1 protein-coding gene is annotated in these 801 nt (G+C 66.1%); it reads right to left on the bottom strand.

All coding sequences use genetic code 11. From position 1 onward, the window contains the following. A partial coding sequence (locus tag DMB66_RS60155) for an inositol-3-phosphate synthase (RefSeq protein ID WP_125812720.1) occupies positions 1–749 on the bottom strand: 749 nt, incomplete at its 3' end. Positions 750–801 lie beyond the last annotated feature (52 nt).

The following is an 801-nucleotide window of genomic DNA, read 5'->3' as shown; positions in this document are numbered from 1 at the left end:
ACGTCGCTCTTGACCATCTCGTGCGGGATCTGGGAGGTCACCGACTGGGTCTTGGAGATCTTCTTCGACACCAGGCGCTTGCGCTCCAGCATGTTCATGAAGTCCATGTTGCCGCCGAAGTTGAGCTGGTAGGTGCGCAGCAGCTCGACACCGCGGTCCTCGAACAGCTTGGCCAGCGCGCGGTGCACGATCGTCGCACCGACCTGGCTCTTGATGTCGTCACCGACGATCGGCAGGCCGGCGTCGGTGAACTTCTGCGCCCACGCCGGGTCCGAGGCGATGAAGACGGGCAGCGCGTTGACGAACGCGCAACCGGCGTCGATCGCGGCCTGCGCGTAGAACTTGTCGGCCTCCTCGGAGCCCACCGGCAGGTAGGACACGACGACGTCGACCTCGGCGTCGCGCAGGGCGCGCACGATGTCGACCGGCTCGGCGGACGACTCCTCGACCATTTCGCGGTAGTACGTGCCCAGACCGTCGAAGGTGGGTCCACGCTGGACGGTCACGCCGGTGGGTGCGACGTCGGTCAGCGTGATCGTGTTGTTCTCGCTGGCGACGATCGCCTCGGCCAGGTCCATGCCGACCTTCTTGGCGTCCACGTCGAACGCCGCGACGAACTTCACGTCGGATACGTGGTAATCGCCGAAGGTCACGTGCATGAGACCCGGGACGCGGTCGTTGGGGTCGGCCTCGCGGTAGTACTCCACGCCCTGTACCAGGGACGAGGCGCAGTTACCGACACCGACGATGGCGACGCGGACGRGCCCATCGCGTTGCCTCCTTGTTCACGGCCGGTCCTGG

It is taken from the genome of Actinoplanes sp. ATCC 53533 (assembly GCF_003947245.1).
The sequence above is the reverse complement of the archived record's forward strand: the minus strand, read 5'-3'. Positions and strand labels throughout refer to the sequence as shown.